This is a genomic window from Shewanella sp. 10N.286.51.B8, assembly GCF_041469325.1.
Taxonomy (GTDB): Bacteria; Pseudomonadota; Gammaproteobacteria; order Enterobacterales; family Shewanellaceae; genus Shewanella.
This window is the reverse complement of the sequence record NZ_JBFRKG010000003.1, coordinates 1-19,059: the sequence shown is the minus strand read 5'-3', so window position 1 is coordinate 19,059 and position 19,059 is coordinate 1. Positions and strand designations below refer to the sequence as shown.

14 protein-coding genes are annotated in these 19,059 nt (G+C 43.8%); all 14 read right to left on the bottom strand.

Translation table 11 applies throughout. The features are described from left to right. Window positions 1-77: 77 nt before the first annotated feature. The 14 genes from AB4160_RS00760 to AB4160_RS00695 all read right to left on the bottom strand — a co-directional run bounded on the left by AB4160_RS00760 (window position 78) and on the right by AB4160_RS00695 (window position 18,476). The gene (locus AB4160_RS00760; protein WP_102519827.1) at window positions 78-455 is read right to left on the bottom strand and encodes a hypothetical protein; all 378 of its coding nucleotides are present in this window, start codon (window positions 453-455) and stop codon (window positions 78-80) included. 142 nt (window positions 456-597) lie between these two features. Next, the gene (gene recD / locus AB4160_RS00755; RefSeq protein WP_372003232.1) at window positions 598-2,595 is read right to left on the bottom strand and encodes an exodeoxyribonuclease V subunit alpha; all 1,998 of its coding nucleotides are present in this window, start codon (window positions 2,593-2,595) and stop codon (window positions 598-600) included. Then, entirely contained in the window at window positions 2,595-6,398 is a 3,804-nt protein-coding gene (locus AB4160_RS00750) for a UvrD-helicase domain-containing protein (RefSeq protein WP_372003331.1), read from the bottom strand. Before AB4160_RS00750 ends, recD begins: the two co-directional genes overlap by 1 nt. Before the next feature lie 50 nt (window positions 6,399-6,448). Next, complete coding sequence (recC, locus tag AB4160_RS00745; RefSeq protein ID WP_372003229.1) at window positions 6,449-10,153, bottom strand: exodeoxyribonuclease V subunit gamma; 3,705 nt, start codon at window positions 10,151-10,153, stop codon at window positions 6,449-6,451. 286 nt (window positions 10,154-10,439) lie between these two features. Continuing rightward, entirely contained in the window at window positions 10,440-12,140 is a 1,701-nt protein-coding gene (locus tag AB4160_RS00740; protein WP_102476329.1) for a Na(+)/H(+) antiporter subunit D, read from the bottom strand. Continuing rightward, on the bottom strand, window positions 12,127-12,471 hold the full coding sequence (locus AB4160_RS00735; protein WP_102440564.1) for a hypothetical protein: 345 nt from the start codon (window positions 12,469-12,471) through the stop codon (window positions 12,127-12,129). The genes AB4160_RS00740 and AB4160_RS00735 overlap by 14 nt, the downstream gene beginning before the upstream one ends. Beyond that, on the bottom strand, window positions 12,461-13,951 hold the full coding sequence (locus AB4160_RS00730; RefSeq protein ID WP_372003226.1) for a monovalent cation/H+ antiporter subunit D family protein: 1,491 nt from the start codon (window positions 13,949-13,951) through the stop codon (window positions 12,461-12,463). Before AB4160_RS00730 ends, AB4160_RS00735 begins: the two co-directional genes overlap by 11 nt. Further along, window positions 13,948-15,426, bottom strand: a complete 1,479-nt coding sequence (locus tag AB4160_RS00725) for a monovalent cation/H+ antiporter subunit D family protein (RefSeq protein ID WP_102440566.1) — start codon at window positions 15,424-15,426, stop codon at window positions 13,948-13,950. Before AB4160_RS00725 ends, AB4160_RS00730 begins: the two co-directional genes overlap by 4 nt. After that, window positions 15,426-15,788: a cation:proton antiporter subunit C gene (locus tag AB4160_RS00720; protein WP_102440567.1), complete on the bottom strand. Its 363-nt coding sequence runs from the start codon at window positions 15,786-15,788 to the stop codon at window positions 15,426-15,428. The genes AB4160_RS00725 and AB4160_RS00720 overlap by 1 nt, the downstream gene beginning before the upstream one ends. Further along, entirely contained in the window at window positions 15,769-16,782 is a 1,014-nt protein-coding gene (locus AB4160_RS00715; RefSeq protein ID WP_277869117.1) for a Na(+)/H(+) antiporter subunit B, read from the bottom strand. The genes AB4160_RS00720 and AB4160_RS00715 overlap by 20 nt, the downstream gene beginning before the upstream one ends. Before the next feature lie 26 nt (window positions 16,783-16,808). After that, a complete protein-coding gene (gene mnhG, locus AB4160_RS00710; RefSeq protein WP_102440569.1) occupies window positions 16,809-17,150 on the bottom strand; it encodes a monovalent cation/H(+) antiporter subunit G in 342 nt (113 codons plus the stop codon). After that, window positions 17,147-17,443 carry a monovalent cation/H+ antiporter complex subunit F gene (locus AB4160_RS00705; protein WP_102440570.1) on the bottom strand — a complete coding sequence of 99 codons (297 nt, stop codon included), beginning with the start codon at window positions 17,441-17,443 and terminating at the stop codon, window positions 17,147-17,149. Before AB4160_RS00705 ends, mnhG begins: the two co-directional genes overlap by 4 nt. Continuing rightward, window positions 17,443-17,943, bottom strand: coding sequence for a Na+/H+ antiporter subunit E (locus AB4160_RS00700; RefSeq protein WP_102440571.1), 501 nt, complete (start codon window positions 17,941-17,943; stop codon window positions 17,443-17,445). The genes AB4160_RS00705 and AB4160_RS00700 overlap by 1 nt, the downstream gene beginning before the upstream one ends. Window positions 17,944-18,023: 80 nt before the next feature. Continuing rightward, a complete protein-coding gene (locus AB4160_RS00695; RefSeq protein WP_102440572.1) occupies window positions 18,024-18,476 on the bottom strand; it encodes a Rap1a/Tai family immunity protein in 453 nt (150 codons plus the stop codon). Window positions 18,477-19,059: the final 583 nt, after the last annotated feature.

Below are 19,059 nucleotides of genomic sequence, written 5' to 3'. Positions count from 1 at the left end.
TTTAGTGTTTGATTTGGCAGTTATCTTAACGGGATAACTGCCAGTTTAAGTTTTTAAAGATTATCCGTTCGATGATACTAGCCTGTTCGCTTTAAAAATACGACGCATTCAAACGAATCCTTTCCAGCTGAAGAACTTAAAACAGGCTTAGAGGTTTTGCCCGTTGAGGGGGTAGTTTTTGAGTCACAAGTCAGATCATTGAACGCGACTGAAACACTTATAATTTCACCGTTATAATCAATCACAGTGGATATTTTATCATTAGTGATATGGGTTACAATAAATGCAGCGTTTTCAAAGCCTTCCTTATGTAGCGGCGCAATTTTAAATTCATGCCCCGGGCTGAATCGATTGAGAGCTAGGTTATAGTTTTCTTTACCTATCTTTTGCCATCTAGGCGGGTTAGGGTCATTTATTGTCTTATCTGCTTGGTCTAAACTATTTTCTAGATCCATAATACTTCCTTGTTTCTATGAATTAACTCATAGGAACTAACTTAGCTGCTTTATGGAAAAACATCAAAAAGTTACATTTCTAGCTCTATCTATATCTATTTGATCAATTGCTTGGCGGCAGTATCCGTAGTTGTGATACCAACTACTCGTTATCCTCTCCCCATAACCTCAGCGCTAAACCTGATGCGCGTGAGGTTACCTGTTTGCTGGCACGCTCAAATACATACGGTGTGCCTAAGCAAATAAAATGCTCTTTAGCGCGGGTGATAGCGGTATAAACCAACTCTTTAGTCAGCAGCTGCCATTGGGCGTTACTGGGTTTTTGTGGTAACACAAAGGCGACTTTTTCAAACTCGCTGCCTTGGCTTTTATGTACGGTCATCGCAAAGCAACTGTCGTGATTGGGTAGCCTTGCAGGTTGTACTTTTAACAAGCTGCCATCGGCTTTAACGAAGTAGGCCATTAATTTTTCAGGCTTTTGCTCATCTTGCAAAATCAAACCAATATCGCCGTTGAATAAGCCTAAATTGTAATCATTACTTTGAATGATAATCGGTCTGCCAAGGTAAAATTCTTGAGTGGGTTTTATCCAATGGTTTTGTTTGAGCACATTAGTAATGGCGAGGTTCATGCCATCAACGCCAAATTCACCTGAGCGCATGGCACATAGAATGCGGAATTTATTGAAGGTATCAATAATCTCTTCTGCGCCATAAATACAGCTTAATTGCTGCGAGTAAGCATGCTGATTATCGAGCACTTTTTGCAAATACTCGGCATAAGCTGCCACTGCCGATTGCAATAACGGCAGACTTTGGGCATCGGGCTGATGCTCTATCCAAGTTAACTCTTGATGGCCGCACTGCCACTCACGGCGAATGCCGTTGATGTTGACATAGTTTACCGCATTGGCCAGCAAGCCAATGCCGCCATCGCCTTTAAAGCGGTGGCTGTGCATCAGCATGCATAAATTGTCGCCGAGCATAGGTTTAGGATGAATAAACTGACTGGTATTTTGCTGAGTTAACTGCTGCAATAAGTTGGCTTGCTGCTCTGAATAGCGCATTCGCCATGGTGATGCATTAGCACTAAGATCGGCCGTCACTTTCAAACCGGCACAAATATCAGCCAATACAGCGCCTGCTTCAACGGATGCCAGCTGGTCTTGATCGCCCAATAATATTAGGCGGGCATTTTTAGGCAGGGCGCTTAATAGCTTATGCATCATAGGCAAATCCACCATTGATGCTTCATCGACCACCAATAAATCTAACCTAAGAGGGTTATCTTTGTGGTGTCTAAATAAGTGTGAGTTAGGGATCACTCCCAACAAACGGTGCAGCGTAGCAGCCTCTTCAGGAATTTTGCTTAGGGCATCAATTAGCTCTGGCTTAGCGGTTTGCTCAACTTGACTTACTAGCCGCGCTTTAGAGGCTTTAATGGACTCACTTAATCGCGCAGCGGCTTTACCGGTTGGCGCCACCAGTCGAATGGTTAAGGCTTTTTGAGTTAGCAGTAACAAGAGCAACTTAGTGACAGTGGTAGTTTTACCAGTTCCTGGGCCGCCAGTAATCACCGCTAAGGCTTTAGTTAGCGCCGTAGCAGTGGCCACTTTTTGCCAGTTGATGCTCTTGCTATTTACATCTGGTTTTTCATCGAATAAGTCATTCAAATATTGCGCTAGCGTTGCGGTATCAACAGTTAAGTTAACTTGTGCCAACTGGTTGAATCGGGCTGCCACTTGGGTTTCAAAGTGATAATACTTGTTTAAGTACAATCGGTTATGCTCAACAATTAATGGCTGGTTATCATCAGGTTGGCCGACACAGGCTAATGCTTCGATAGCGTCACTGAGTTGCTGGTGGGTTATTGTTAACTTGCAATGGGACTCTTGCTCGCAAAACGGATTATCAAGATCGATATTATCGATAACTAAGCAGCTGTGCTGACTTGATAATTGCTGGCTTAATAGCGCACAGATTAATAATAAAAACTCATCAGCAGTGTCATTTTTGGCATCAACTTGAGCGAGCTGAGAGTTGGCCATTTCAAGGGCGAAGTGACGATCAAGTGGGGTAATTAACCCTTGTTGTTGCCAATTTTTAAGTAACTGAGTCATTGGGGCGCTAAGGGTAATCATTATTTTTGCTCCAATGCATTGTTGTTTGAAAATAGTGCATCTAAATCAGTGATTAAGGCCAATGGCGGTTTATCAAAAAATATTCCTGCGCCTGAAGCTTCTGGGCTCATACCACGTAAGAAAAGGTAAAAACTGCCGCCTATATGACGCTGGTAATCATAACTTGGCATTCGCAAAGATAAGTAACGATGCAGTGCCAAGGTATAAAGAATATATTGCAAATTATAACGGTGGCTACTGATGGCTGTCGCCATCGCATTATGGTCATAACATGTTAAATCGTCACCCAAATGGTTAGATTTATAATCGGCAATAAAATACTGGCCTTTATACTCAAAGGTTAAATCGATAAAGCCTTTTAACATGCCTTGTAGCTCGTCAAATTCAAGCCCTGCATCATAACCATATTGTTGTAACAACTGATTTAACTGCTGAGATTTTAATTGGCTAATGGGCAGATAAAACTCCATCTCAACTAATTTTTGCTCTGGGGCTAACTGGGCTAATGTCAGTGGCAAACCATGATCATTTAATAGCTGATTATCTTGCGCTGCATTATTGGTAATGAGCGGGCTATGAAGGATTTGTTGATACCACTGGATTAAGGTATCTGTCCATATCTCTTGGTCAAAACCATATTGCTCCATGGCTTTGGGTAAGGCTTGTGGCAATTCAACCTCAGCATTGGTGAAATCAAATAGCTCTAACACCAAATGCATGAAGCTACCGGCATTGGCGCCGCGCTCGAAGGTAAAACGATTAATGGCGTTGTTTTCAACATCAGTGTCAAAAGGGTTGATGTCAGCTGCGGATTCAAATTGCGGCAGGGTTTCTTGGCTAAAATCTTCATCGTCGGCACCCGGAGAGACTTTTTCATGGGCAAGGTGTTTCACCAAACCTGAGTAACTGCCAACTCGCCATGGGGTGTGGTAATCACGCTGCAAAGTTTTTGCCGCCAATTGTTGCGACTGGCCATTAAGTTCAGTGAGTACTGAGTCATCAATCGCCTCTAGCTGAACCACGCTAATGGCATCGGGCACTGGCGCGCTGGTTTTTATGGCCAGTGCTTGTTGTGATAACAACTCAAAATCACAATCTTTAGTGGTGATCCCCAATAAATAACCAATGGCGGTTTCGTATAAGTGACTACTTACCCCTGCTTTAAGCATGCGGCTATGGTTGGCAATGTATAAGTAACACACATAAACCGGACGGGTGAGCGCCACGTATAACAGACGTAAATCTTCAGCGAGGTTTTCTTGTTTGTATTGCTCCCAGCCTTCTTTCGTGCCCTCAACATCCCAAACTAATTGGTCATTTTTATGGTAAAGCATAGGCGCAGGCTTTTTGCGATTATCCCGCGCGAGACTGATAAATGGCACCATACAAACGGGATATTCAAGCCCCTTACTTTTATGAATGGTAACGATTTGCACCAGATTTTGTTCGCTTTCAAGGCGCAATTGCTGCTCATCATTGCCTTGAGCATCAATCAGTTGTTGCTCAAACCAATTCATTATCGCGCTGCTACCATCAAGTTCGGTGGCTTTTTGCTGCAGTAGTTCGCACAAATGGCGGAAATCGGTGAGTCGGCGCTCGCCACTTTCAGCATTACTATTAGCACTACTATCAACACTACTATCAGCCATACTATCTGAGTTGCTGTCGACGCTTGGGCTAAGCTGTTTACTTAAATAGCGCTTAATCAGCTGGGTTTGGTTAGCCAAACTTAACAGCGCAGGCATGATGCCGCGCTTAAGCCAGGTTTGATGCCAATCAGCAAATTGGTCCAGTAAGCTTTGTCGCTGCTCTTCATCTTGATTAAACAGATGAATTTGCTGGGCGCTGTAACCCATAAGCTCAGTGGCAAGTGCTGCGCGAAGGCAGCGCTCATCTTTCGGGTTAGCAATAGCCCGTAAAATTATCGCCAGTTCAAAGGCCTCTTGGGTGTTAAATACGCTATCTCGGCTTAAAAATACTGCGCCAATATTACGCTCGCTTAAGGCTTGCTTCATCACCGAGGCTTCATTTTTATCGCGCACTAACACTGCAATATCTTTGGCGATGAGCGCTGTGCCATTCATATGGCATTGCTCAGTTTGCGCTTCAGTTAATAAACGTTTTATTTCACTGGCAGCATCATTCGCCAGTAGATGACGGGCAGTAGTTTTATTTAAGCCGCTTTCACCTTCGCCAAGCAGTTTAATTCGCAGCGCTGATTTGTCTTCAGTGGCTTCAGTGAGCTTTTTATTGTCAGCGCTGGCTGGGGTATCAACCACATCATAAGGGATCGCATCACTGATAAATGGATCCTGATGTTGGCTAAAGAGCTGGTTAACCCCATTGACCAGTGCCGTGGATGAGCGGTAATTGGTTTCGAGGTTATAGTGCGCTTTAGTTTGCTTACGGGCATGGATATAGGTATGAATATCGGCGCCGCGAAAGGCATAAATGGCTTGTTTGGGATCGCCAATCATTAATAAACTTAAACTATCAAGCTGGGTTTGCTGCTGATAAATGGTTGAGAAAATAGTAAATTGCAGCGGATCAGTATCTTGGAATTCATCAATTAATGCCACCGGAAAGCGTGTTGCAATGGCTTTGGCTAAATGGTGTGCGCTGGATTCAGTAGCAGTTGATTCAGTATCAGTTGATTCAGTATCAGTTGATTTAGTAGCAGTTGATAAGGCATCAGCCAAGGTGATCAAGAGATCATCTGGGGTCATTAAGTTGCGCTGGGCTTTTTGCAGCATAAATCGCAGCCGAATACCGTCACGGGCGCGAATTAAAAATGATGGCTTTATTTGCTGGATAAGTGCAAATAATCGCTCGATATGATCGAGCAGCGGCGCATCATTTGCGCTGGGGATAGTGCCACCTTTATTGAGTTTTAACTCAGATAGCGCCAGCATTTCTAAATCTTTAACTGGCGGCAGGCCATTGCCGAAGCTAACCCAATTGGTTAAGCGATCATACATGGCCGCAAGCTTTGGATAATCATCGGCTTTTTTGCCGAATCTCGCGCCATTGAGCGGTAAGCTGTGTAGCAGTTCCAGTTCTTTTTCACTGTCTGTTGGCCAGCGCTTTTTAAAGCGAGCAAGGCTTTGAACTAATTCATCAGCTAACTGGTTAAACTCTTTCGCCACAAACGGGATATTGGCTTGGCTCGCGCCGAGTAACGGTTTAAGTTGCCAAGCCAAGCTATCAGGGTCGCCAAACTCGTTATCAATCACTTGGGCTAATACTTGTGGCAGTGGGTAGCAGGTCTCACGCCAAAAATCACGCACGGCATGATGTAAAAACTCACTGTCATCGAGAGTAAATTCTGACTCGAATAATAGCGATGACTCAAACGCCATGTCAGATAAAATGCGTTGACAAAAACCGTGAATGGTAAAAATCGCCGCTTCATCTAGTGACTTTAGTGCTAAATCTAACCGTCTTAGGGCAATTGCTCGCTCAGACTCTGGTACTTGTTGGTACAGCGCCACTACAAATTCATCATTGGTGTCTAAGCCAATAAAGCACTTAAAGGCCACTTGAATACGTTTACGAATTCGATCCCGCAGCTCTTCGGTGGCGGCATTAGTAAAGGTCACCACTAAAATCTGTTCACAGGTGAGCGGCGCTTTATCTTTATCGCCCAGTAATAGCCGTAAATACAGCCCAGAAATGGTGTAGGTTTTACCTGTGCCAGCACTGGCTTCAATTAAGCTTGAACCTGCAAAAGGCAGTGTTAGCGGATTAAGCTTGCTGACTTTTGAGTGAGTTTCTTTGCCATTAGCGATTTCAGAGTCAGTCATTTCGGTGTTAGCGGCCTCTAACTTGCTAGCATTGTCATTAATTTGAGTCATTAGGCTTTGCCCCCTTTAATTACAGAGAGCTTAGGTGGTTGGATAGCATATTCGTCAAGCTCGGCGAGGGTGCCTTTGTGATAAATACTCAACATAGGTTGCAGTAACATGGTGGCTGTTTTGCCAAATTCAGCTTCAGTAAAGTCTTCAGGAAAACTAAATAAACGGCGATTATGGGGATCGTTCCCTTCACCAAAGCCTGATTGTTCATCAAGCCATAATGGCTCGGCAGCTTGCAGTTTTTCCATATGATCACCATCGGCTTCAACATAGGCTAACGCGGTGCGCGGCATAAAGCATAACGGCTGGGCTTGGCCATTGAGATAAGCTTGAATAAATTGCTGTAATAATTGCTGAGCGGACTCTGGCGTAATTGCGCTAAAGGCATGAAAATGGCCAATATCCAGCAGGTAACTGTTTTTCTCAACCCCTGCGGCATTAAGGCATAAATGGCGCAAATACACCCTGACAAAATCACGACCATGGGCAGTGCCAGGGCGATAATTTATTTGCCCTTTAGCGTAAATATCATCGATGCGGCCAATAAGGTTAACGTTAATGCTTGATTGAGTGCTGTCTAAAGCCTCGCTGTTTAGCGGCGTTAGCCCTTCAAACTGTAAATCAATATCCACTTCCTGACTGTGGCTCTTATCGCCTGTGAGATAGAGCACCCGACCAATGACGTATTTAATGTCGTTTTGATAGCGATTAAGCAGCACATCATCAAAGGGCGCCATGGGTAAACTGCCACTGGCTTTTAGCTGGTTGATAAACTCAATGTCAGCGTGTTCAAGTTGGTGATGCACTGCACTGTCAATCATTGCTGATTGCAATTTATAGCGCTCTAATGCATCTAAGTTAAATGGCTCGTCGTTATCGTCAGCTTGAATTCGTAAATTAAAATCAATTTTTAAACTGCGATTGAAAAAGAATTGCGCTGGGCTTCTGAAAAAGCGTAATAATGCCGACAATTCAAGTTGCACAATGGCGCTGCCATCGTCGGCAACAGCATCAAATGGGTTGTCATCGTTGGCTAAATCTAACGGCTTAAGGCGGTTAAAGAAGCGGGCATTATTAAGTAAGTGGTTCGCATCTGCGATACTTGGCGGGCACCACTGATGATTATAACTTTGCTGCAATTTAGTTTGCTGAGTTGCAGTAAACAATTTGGCATCAAAGGGCTGCAGCGGTTGCTGTTGGATTAAATGGCGTAATATTGCTTTATCGGCATTATTTACTTCAACGCTTTCACGAAAGCTTTCACATAAGCCTTGGCTGGTTTCGAGTTGAGGCTCATTATTTGTAGTGAAATAATAGTCAGCAAAATAACACAGCTGGCAATACTCGGTTAGCTCTGACACCAACATTGAGGGAATTCGTTCAGCGTTATCACGCTCAGAGTGGCCAATGTAGCTGATATAAAATTGCTCTCTGGCAGACAATAAAGCTTCTAAAAACAGGTAACGATCGTCTAATCGGCGGGAACGGTCACCTTTAATAGCGCCATTGTGGGCCATTAAGTCAAATCCAACAGGGTGTTGTACTCGTGGATACACCCCATCATTCATACCCAGTAAACATACCACTTTAAAAGGAATTGAGCGCATCGGCATCAAGGTACAAAAGTTCACACTCCCTGCAAGGTAGCGCTGACCAACTCGAGATTCATTAAGGTTTTGATTAAACCATTGCTTGAGCACTTCAACATCGAGTTCACCTTGATGACCGGCGTCTTCAAGCTCGGTACTTAAGGTGACTAAGGCTTCGCGAATGGTTTGAACTTGCTCGCGCTCGTCATCATCAGCATCAAAGAAAACCTCTAATAAAGCTTGTAGCTGCACGATACGTTCAAGGGTTGGACATTGGCTAGCCAGTTGCAGTTGATATTCGTCAATGGCCTCTAAGAAATTGAGTAAATAGCCAAGAATTTGCGCAGACTGGCCTTCAACACCTTGTACTAGCAGTGAATCGTTATAAAGCGCTGATTCATCATTAAAAGCATAACCTTGAATTAAGCGGCTAATACCAAATGCCCAAGAGTTCTGCTTAAACGCTGGTACTCCTTGTTGCAATCGGGTTTTTTCATCACGGCCCCAACGCACGTTGGCATCATCTAGCCAACGTCTAATAAGCTGCAGAGCATCATCATCGAGCTGAAATTTTCGTAAAATTGCTGGGACTTCGAGAATACTGATAATGTCAGTGAGGCCAAAACGGCTTTGATTAATATTGAGTAAATTCAAAAAGCTGTTAATTAGCGGTGACTCTTGAGCTGCGCCTCTATCGGCAATGGCATAGGGAATATAGTAGTTGGCTGTTTTGCCTGAGTCTTGATTACTTCGATGTAAACCGCTATTGCTGGTGCCAAATACTGCATCAATATAAGGCGCATAAGCTGCCACGTCGGGCATCATCACCACGATATCTTTGGGTTTTAGTGATGCTTTACCGTTGTCATTCGCATTGCTTGACAGTAACTCGAGTAAATGATCGTGCAGGGTTTCGACTTCTCGTAGCGGGCTATGGCAACTGCGCAGGGTAATTGATTGGTCTTGCTGGCTTAACGAGCGTCTATTGGCGACATTTTGATAAAGTGCTGCATCAGGGCCAAGGGCTTGGCCTAGGGTTTCCATTTGCAGAATATCGTATTGCACCCCTTGGAGTAGATTTAAACTGTCAGGGGATTGTTCGGGCTCGATATAGCAGTCGTAACTAAAGTCAGTGTGTTCTGGCGGTAGTTCGAGCATTAAATCCAGTAATTCACGGCCCATTTTGCCATTGTTAGCCAGGATCGGATTACCCACTTCGAGCTTTTCTTCCCATTGCTCGCCTAACTGCTTTTTATCAACATATTGCAGCGCCATTCTTGCGCGAGCTTTAGGGTCAACAATATCGCCCCAGTAATGCTGACAAGGGCTTAAGGAAAACATAATCACTTCAATGCGTTCAGCCAAGTGATACAGCACTTGCAAGGTTTGTGGCGGCATAGAAGAAATACCAAACACAAATAATCGCTCAGGTAGCGACTTAATTACAGTGTCAGGGTTTTGCAGTGCAGCAATTAAGTGTTGATGTAAGTTGGCGCGATGATAAGTGCTGGCACGAAGGTGGTGCTGGTTATATTCAATCAGTGCCCGCCAGAGCTTAGGTTGCCAACGCTGGTTTTCTTCCAGCTTCAGCGGATGCTCGTTTTGCTCCCAAGCTTGAATCCACTCAGGGCGATACACTAAGTATTGGTCAAAAATATCGGCAATACGGCCACATAATTGATACAGCTTAATGGCATCAAAACTGCCAGCTTGCACATAAGGCAGCGCTTCATCTGTATGGTTGGCGTGCTGATTTTCAACCGGAGCTAAATAGGCTTGTAGCGGCGCAAAGTCAGGGTCATCAAGTAATGGCGGCAGTAAATCCATTAACTTCCACGTCATCGCCGCTTTAGTAAAGGCATTATCTTTAGGCACATCTGGCAGCAGTTCATGGCATAACTGCCAGGTAAAACTCGACGGCAGCGGAAAGGACAGGGCGGCAGCAATACCATTATATTTAGCCACTTCTAAGCGCAGCCAAGTCGACATCCCCGGGCTTTGCACCAAGATATGTTCATTTGCGAGTAAATTAGCGTTATCAAGGGGGATAGCGAGCATTTTAGACAGTTGTTCTGACAGAACTTCCATCTGATTTGATTGAATTAATCTAAGCATTAATCGACTCTACAAATGATGATAAAAACCATTCTAAGAGGTTGTTATTAGGTTTGAAAGGCTTTTATCACATCTAGGGTTTAAGCGCTAAATAAGCAACCAAATTACATGGAGTTTGGTTGGCAAAACTCCTGTTTTTTTCTATAGGATTTATTGATTGAAGCTAAATTTTAATTCAATAATTTACTTGATTATTAATTGAGATCCACTCCCAAAAAAACAACAAGTAGCCTGTTTACTCATGTTTATAGGCAAACAAGCTAGAGAGTATATTAATGAGACTGAGTCAGTTTATAAAGCCAATGAATAGGTAGCTGGCTAGAATCACTGCTACCCAAAGCACCATGTTGCCAGATGGATAGTCGCTCGAGATAAAGCTCCCCCCCCCTTTGTATTGGCGCGCTAAAAACTGCTGACATTGGTCTAACTTCCCACGAATTGATTGACGAATTTCGCCATCCACTTTCCAAATGACTGCAAATATGCGCTGCAGTGCATTAGGCACTAAGCGCCTGTATACCCAATCTACATCAAGGTGAGTAGAGCGAAGCTCTGGTGGATATTTACCTTTGAGATTGAGCCAAACGAACGCTAATGCTGAAAACAGTAATAACTGAGTCTGAGCGAGTACATGGGTCGCATCATATGGGTTGTAACCCGTATCGTATGGCAGCAGAGAATAAAGCGCTGCAGGATAAATACCAATACCAATACATAGACAGGCAGCGATAAACATTGCTGTTAACATATTGAGCGGTGGATCGTTGGCTCGAATACCCGAGTCATGGGCAAAGAAGGCAAAGTAAGGGATTTTGATCCCCGCGTGATGAAAAACACCTGCTGACGCAAACAGTAGCATTAACCAGACCCAGTCATGGCCAGTTTCCATTGCGGCAGACATCACCATGGATTTACTGACAAAACCGCTAAACAGAGGGAATGCAGAAATGGAGGCCGCACCAACAATACACAGTATCGTGGTTTTTGGCATGGTCTTATAAAGGCCGCCGAGATCGGAGCCATTTATACGCCCTGTCATATGCAGTACGGCGCCCATACTCATAAACAACAAGCCTTTAAAAATGACATCGTTAAAAGCATGAGACACAGCACCATTTAATGCCAGCGAAGTCCCGATCCCGATGCCGACGACCATAAAGCCTACTTGGTTAATCAAACTATAGGCAAGCACTCGGCGAAGATCGTTTTCAATCACCGCAAAGAAGATTGGGAAACAGGTCATTGTAGCGCCAATGTATATCAGCAACTCAGTGCCAGGGTAAGCCCGAGCAAGTGCATAAACCGCCACTTTAGTGGTAAATGCGCTGAGTAACACTGTACCGGTCGGCGTCGCTTCAGGGTAAGCGTCGGTAAGCCAAGTGTGAGCAAAAGGAAAAGCACACTTAATACCGAAGGCAATAAAGATAAGCCATCCTGCAATGCTATCTAGGCCGATATAGTCAAAGGCTAGGCTACCGGTTTCAGAGATATAAAACAGCGCACCTATCAGCAAAATAACCCCAGAGAGAACCTGCATGATGAGGTAGCGCATCCCCGCGCTATATGCTGCTGGAGTACGACGAGCCCAAACTAGAAATACTGAGGTAAATGCCAACAGCTCCCAGAACACAAACAAGGTAAGTAAATCACCCGCAAACACCGCACCAATAGCGCTACCTGCGTACAGCATAGCGGCAACTTGTTGCACTGTATCTTTAACGTGCAATGAGTAGACGATGCCAATAAATGCGGCAATATGGAAAATATAGCCAAACATCAGGCTTAATTTATCTGCGCGATAAGGGATTAATTCATAGTCTAAAAACATCAATTGCAAATGGACGCCTTCTGGCACAGTCCACAAATGCAATCCGCTGATCACTGGAATCGCTATCATCAAGGCACCGCGCAGCTTTCCACGAGTTGTAGCAGCAATCAATCCGCCAATGATAAACAGCACAAACGGCGGTAACTCAAGCATCCACATTGCGATCACCTTTATTGTTAGCTTCTTTGGCGTGGCCATCGCTGACGTCGACTATTTCAATTTTGCTATTATCAAGCTCTTCAACGGGTCCATAATAATCTTCTGGGCGCATCAAAAAGGTACGCATCCAGCTGGCGACTATGACCAAGATGACGCAGCCGACAAAGCCATAGATAGGATAAAACGCTGGCAGGTTTTCCCAGCTATGATAAACATGGCGATGAATAACAAAATCAAGTGCCACAAGCAATGCACAACAGGTATATAACAGGTATAAAACCCGCTGAATGTTTTTCGGTTTATCAAAGAGATATTGCTTCTCATTGTCCATGGCTAACTCCAGATACAGTCAAGATAGCTTTCGCCAACTCATAAACGGGCTGTGGATGGATGAACATAATCAAGCAGCCTAGGGATGTGATAATTAATGCGATTAATGAAGCCATTGGTGCTTCTTTAATATCTGTACTTGATGACTTATACCCTTTACCGGGGAAAAACGCATGGTAAGGAATAGGTAGTAGGTAGGCGATGTTGAGTAATGAACTGAGCATTAAAGCAACCATGACAACCCAATAGCCGGTTTCAATAGTGCCCATCAATAGGAACCATTTACTCCATGTCCCTCCGGCTGGTGGAACGCCGATAATGCTAAGGCTGGCAATAAAAAAAGCGCCCATGGTGATTGGCATGGCAAAACCTAAGCCGCGCATTTCGCTTACCTTAGATTTATGGCTAGCCACCAAAATGGCGCCAGCACAAAAGAATAGGGTAATTTTGCCAAAGGCATGGGAGGCAATATGCATTGAACTACCAATCACACCCGATGAAGTAGCTAGCAGTGTCCCAATAGTGATATAGCCGAGTTGGCTCACTGTTGAGTAGGCCAATCTGGCTTTTAAGTTGTCTTGTCGCATCGCCACGATTGAAGCTAAGAGCACTGAAAGGGTAGCTAAATAAAGTAAAAATTCAGTAGTTGGTAATTGGGGGAGTAGGTCGAGTCCAAAAATGAAAATACACACCTTCAATACCGTAAATACCCCTGCTTTTACTACCGCTACAGCATGAAGCAGGGCGCTGACCGGTGTTGGTGCCACCATCGCTGCGGGTAGCCAGCGATGAAATGGCATAATGGCAGCCTTACCAATGCCAAATATAAATAGCATTAGGATTATGCCTGCAATGGTGGTATCCACATCGGCATCAAATACGCCGCCTGCTGTAAATTCAAGGGTGCCAGTCACAAACCAAGTTAAGATGATGGCCAGTAAGAAAAAGGCGATAGAGGTAGTGAGCAAGATACCGAGGTAGACACGGCCACCTTGTTTGGCCTTGTCTGTACCTGCGTGAGTCACCAGCGGATAGGTTGATAGAGTGAGCACTTCGTAAAAGATAAACAGAGTAAACAGGTTGGCTGAAAAGGCGAGCCCCATCACTGCACTAATCGCCAAAGCGAAACAGATATAAAAGCGAGTTTGGTTATCCTCATTATGGTCACGCATATAGCCGATGGCGTAAATGGTGGTGATTAGCCAAAGAAAACTGGCAATGAGAGCAAACAGCATACCGAGCGGTTCTACGACAAAACTCACCTCTAAATCAGGCATCAGCTCCCACCATGAGACCTCAATACTGGCACCAGCCATGAGGGCTTGGTAGATATTGATTACGCAGTAAAGCACCATAAGGCTGATACTGATGGTGATAGCCTCACGCAGGTTAGGTTTCTTTCCTGTTGCTGCAATTGCAAAGGTTGCCAGTAAAGGCAATAAGATAGTTAGCTGTAACATCAGCGGCAAAGATGGATTCATGGGGTTATTCCAAACAAACTTTGAGAAGCCGCCTGTGCAACTTGCACGCTTAGGCGAGTATCTATACCGAAATAAATATTAGCGAAAATGAGCGCCCAAATAGGGGCGAGGAAGGTCCAAGGCGCCTCTTTGACAGTTTCACACCCATTAAGTGGCGGCTTGAAGTAAGCCATTTCTACAATACGCCAGATATAGATAATCGCCAGCAGTGATCCCAATAGAATAAGAACGGCCACTGGCCACATACCAGCCTCAACACTGGCGATAAGCAGATACCATTTACTGACAAAACCGACGGTCAATGGCACACCAATCAAACTGAGCCCACCAATAACGATGGCTGACATGGTCAATGGCATTTGTTTACCTAGGCCTTGGAACTGTTTGAGCTGGACGCTGCCAATGCGGTACATTACAGCGCCTAATGCTAAAAACAGCGCGCCTTTCATTAAGGCATGGTTAAACAAATGTAGTAAGGTGGCCATAATGCCGGTACTGGTATTAATCGAGTAGCCAATGATCATATATCCCACCTGAGCGATACTTGAGTAAGCTAAGATGTGTTTCACATTTTGCTGATAAATAGCCGTGATAGATGCGGCAAAAACACCTATAAGACCAAGCACCATTAAAATACTTTGCAGGGGCAGGGTGGTGAATGAGAAAGAGATGCCAAGTACGGTAAAAGTAAAACGAATGAGCAGATACACAGCAACCTTAGTTGAGGTTGCTGCTAAAAATGCTGTCACAATTGAAGGTGCATAGGCATAAGCATTAGGTAGCCACAGGTGCAGTGGAAATAACGCCAGCTTTAAGCAGATCCCGACAATTAAAAAGGCGAATGCTGCAAATACTGTACGGGTGTGGCCAACATCAACTAACCTAACAGCTAAATCGCTCATGTTTAGCGTGCCCGTCATTTGATAGAGCATGCCAATACCAATCAAAATAAAGGTGGCACCAATGGTACCCATTATCAGGTATTGGTAGGCAGCCCACAGTGCTCGTCTATCTTTACCCAAGGCAATTAAGGCATAGGAGGACAGTGAGGAAATCTCTAAAAATACAAATACATTAAAGGCATCACCGGTTGCCACAATGCCGAACATGCCGGTTAAAGACAGCAGGTATAAGCTGTAAAATAAGGTGTGGCGGTCTTCGTCTAACTCTTTTTGTATGCTGGTGTTAGCGGCAAACAACACCACAGTACCTATGGTGGAGATGATTAGCAGTAAAAAGGCGTTCAGCTTATCGATGCGATATTCAATGCCCCAAGGTGCTTCCCAACCCCCAAGTTCATAGGTAATGGTGCCAGACTTCATGACCTCAATTAGTAATATTATGCTGTTGATACAGGTAGCACTGCACACCAATAAGGCAAATATCCACACAAGTTTGGAGCGATTTAGGAACCAGCATAGCGGGGCTGCCATTAGCGGCACCACAACTTGTAAAACAGGCAGGTGAGCTAACACTATGATTCGTCCTCGTTGAGCTGATCTTGTTTTTGGATCTCATCTTCTTCTATACAGCCATAGGCTTCTTTGATTCTGATCACCAGTGCTAGACCAAGCGCTGTGGTCGCAATACCCACCACAATGGCAGTTAGAATTAACACATGGGGCAGCGGGTTAGAGTAATCACTGATCCCTTCAGCCAATATCGGTGCGCTACCACGCTCGACCATGCCGACACTGATATAAAAAATAAACACTGAGGTTTGAAAAATGGTGAGTCCAACTAACTTCTTAACCAAGTTTCCATGGGCGATAACGATATAAAAGCCAATCATCATCAACAATACGACGATCCAATAGTTATAGAGTCCGAGAAACATCCTGCTCCCCTTTTTTATCTGAGCTGTTTTTCTCAGCTTGAATTTGAGCCTGAGCTTGTCTGCGGCCATCAAAGTTGAAAAAGATGCTTAACATCACCGAAGCGACAGTGATGCCCACGCCTAATTCAATCAGCAGTATGCCTAAGTGCTGGCCATCAATCGGATTTTCAGCCAGTACGTTGTAATCTAAGAAGTTAGCCCCATTGATCATGGAAACAACTCCGACACTGGCATAGAGCAAAAGCCCAACAGCAGCAAGCAATTGAATTAGCGCCGGATTAAATACCTTTTTAGCGGTATCTAAACCAAATAGCATGGTATAAAGAATAATCGCAGCAGCGAAGATAACACCTGCTTGAAATCCGCCACCAGGCCCAAAGTCACCATGGAATTGTACATACAGTGCAAATAACAAGATTAAAGGAATAAGTGTTTTACTGACGATGCGCACCACCATGTGGCGCTCATGCATTTGTTCTTCTGTTGGCTCTTCAGATTGAATTTTTTTACGGCGACGAGGCAGTGATAACAGCGAAAGCACGCCAATACCTGCGGTAAAGATAACGGCTACTTCACCTAAAGTATCAAAGGCTCGGTAGCTCCCTAATACTGACGTCACAATATTAGGCACACCTACCTCGTCCATCGAGTCATGAATATAGCGCGGGGCAACATGTTGATGCACTGGCGCATCAACAGTGCCAAAATAAGGCATATCTAGGGTACCGTAGATCAGCATGCTACCAGTGACGAGTACAACAAACAGTGCAAGAAAGGGTTTATGCCGCTTTGGCGCCTCTTTTCGGCCAGTCATGGTAATGGCGGCTAGCATGAGTAAGCCTGATATTCCTGCACCTACAGACGCTTCGGTAAAGGCAACATCTACAGCGTCGAGTACCACAAAGAAACAGGCTGATAATAAGCCATAAATTCCGGTTAACATGACGACCGCTAATAGATCTCTCATGCGAACGATAGCGATGGCGATGACCACTAAAAAGATTAATAGTATTACATCTACTAAGGCTTCGATGGCTTGTTTCCTCCCTGAGGATCAGGCTTATCTTTTTGCGGTAATAGGCCATTATGTAATGCCGCTTTTGCTAAGGCATGACTAGCAGAAGGGTTGATAAAGAGTGTGAATACTAAAATCAATACCAACTTAATGAGTACTAAACCATTTGGGCTTTGCAGCATTAACCCTATCAGGATTGAGCTTGCACCTAAGGTATCGGTTACGCTTGCAGCGTGCATTCGGGTGTAAAAATCAGGGAAACGAATAATCCCTATACCACCAGAAAAACAAAGGAAGCTACCAATTAGCAGGCATAAACCACTGCTTATTTCGAGTAAGAGATTCATTTCTTCCTCTTCTTGGTTAAATGAGATTTATAGGGGGTCACTTTGAACTCGGCTGAGTCTGAATAGCGTAAAACGCCGATGACGCTGATAAAGTTAATGAGGGCATAAACAAGGGCGATATCGAGAAACTCTGGGCGTCCCATTAAAAAGCCCAATAGCGAAATAAGCAGTATGGCTTTAGTACCAAAAGAGTTGAAAGCTAATATTCGATCATAAAGCGTCGGGCCGGCAATACAGCGAATGATTGCCAGTAACATAACAACGAGAATAGCGATGGTGGCAGTAGCTAACATTAGTCTTCAAGCTCCCTTACCCGGCGGTCCATCTCTCCGGCTTTTAGTGCGTCGATACCATCTTTATGTAAAGCATGAACAGTAAGCTTGTCATCAATTAAGTCTATCGCTACTGTGCCAGGGGTTAGGGTAATGGAGTTGGCGTAAATGACTTTATTAATATCTGAGCATTGGCGAGTGTCTATGGTAGTGAGTGTTGAAGAGATACTGCTGTTACCCAGCCAGATATGTTTAACCACACTAATATTAGATAAAATAACTTCTTTCACTAACCATATCGTATAGCCTGGCATATTGGCATTTAGACGGATTGGGTGCGTTTCTTGGTCGATAACATCCATTTTTTGGGCAATATAAAGCACCAGCATGATTGAGCCTGCACCCAGTGATAATAAAAGCGGGTTAGTGTAATTTGAGTTAATCCACCAAAATAGGGCTAAGGTTAATAACAGGCTAAGCCTATGGCTTGGAACAACGCCGCTTTTATTTTTTTGTGTCATATTATTTAATGCTTCGTGTTAGTTAACTCCAGTACAAAACCTGGCGAGTTTTAAGATTATTATGGTTAGCTTTTTACTCGTTAATCATTTTGCTCGCATGACGATTCATCAGCTAATGCTTGATATACTTGCCTGTGAAGGTCATTAAAAGAATCTGTAGATGGAGACAGTTGGTTAATTGTTCGATCGACTATCTGCTGAACCAGTTGTTCTCGAGTTACATCAGAGGGTATACATACGATTGTAGGTAGCTTTTTGGATGTCTGTGTACCAACTCGAGTACGGTAAGCTCTGTCAGCAAATCCTTCGGTATTGTTTCTAAGTTCGTATTGCTGACTCGTATTTAATGCACCAGCAAGAAAGCCCTGAATATAGTAAGTACATGGCATAGCCGAAATGGTGGCTGATTCGTTATTTAGCGACTTACAAGATGATAGAACAAGTTTTTCTTCATTTTTAGCGTTATTTGAGGATGCGGAAAGCGAAAAAGTAACACTGAATGTAAATAGTACTAAGAGCTTTATGAGCGACATATAACCTCCTTTTATAATTCTATTAATTTTAATATCACCTAGTGAAATATTTCAGTGCAGTACTCTTTAGGCGACTTTGTTTAGCTTCGTATCATGCATTTCTTGCTTGCAATGATATTTCAAGATTATTACGTTGCGCAAAGCTGTTGCTAGCAACATGCTGATTACTTTTTGCTAACCAATACTCTTTATTTATAACATGAATTATCCAAATTTAAATGCTTAGTAAGTGTAAACTGTATATTTTTTTGATTTTGAGCAGGTTACACCAGTTATAGAAAGGCTCTAGCAAGGGCTACGCACTTGGTTATTGCTAATTTTACTCAGTTAAAGTTTTATATGACTTGTGGCTTTAGTGAGTATGTAAGTTTGAAAATAGAGTGGGGTTATTAGCTTGGTGAAGCTAACTTCTAGATCTAGTACTGGCTGACTGCCAATGGGTTTTTAACCGCTTCAAATTGCAACCTTTTTAAGCGCTTAGCCCCATCAATGAGTTTGAGAATAGGCTTCGGTGTTTAACTGACTTAGCTTGATAATACCTATGGTATAAAGGCGTTAAAGGTACCCTGTTGACGCATAAATT